Below are 505 nucleotides of genomic sequence, written 5' to 3'. Positions count from 1 at the left end.
TGTACCTGTATCTGTACCGACATTGCCTGCCAAGTCTGTCGCAGTCACGGTCACGGTATGTGGACCTTCACCTAACACTGGCAATACATTGTCTGCAAGGGTCCATGTGCCATTACCATTGTTCACCGCAGGATAGTCAACACCATTCACAGTCACAACAATGGTCGCATTCGGATCATTGATCGTACCGCTCAAGTCTGGTGTTGAGTCATTGGTGAATTCATCATTCAATGCAACCGGTGGTAAGCCATCTCCATCAACAATCTCTGTACCTGGCAATGAAACGTTTCCTGCCAAGTCGGTCGCTGTTGCTGTAACGGTATCACCATCAACCAGATTGCCTGGGTTTGGTACTGTCCACGCACCTGTGATTGGATCGGTTGGCACTTGAACTGTGGTGCCGTTCGGGAAGGTCACCGTCACTGTCGAACCAGGTTCTGCTGTTCCTGTAATCGGATCAACCGCATTGATTGGATCAATGTCTGGCGCATTCGGTGCAATCGTA

1 protein-coding gene is annotated in these 505 nt (G+C 49.9%); it reads right to left on the bottom strand.

Translation table 11 applies throughout. The features are described 5' to 3' along the window. Positions 1-505: Ig-like domain-containing protein (locus NG55_RS20415; protein WP_228704206.1), on the bottom strand; the 505-nt coding region annotated here is incomplete at both ends.

Source organism: Acinetobacter gyllenbergii, from assembly GCF_001682515.1.
Taxonomy (GTDB): domain Bacteria; phylum Pseudomonadota; class Gammaproteobacteria; order Pseudomonadales; family Moraxellaceae; genus Acinetobacter; species Acinetobacter gyllenbergii.
The sequence above is the reverse complement of the archived record's forward strand: the minus strand, read 5'-3'. Positions and strand labels throughout refer to the sequence as shown.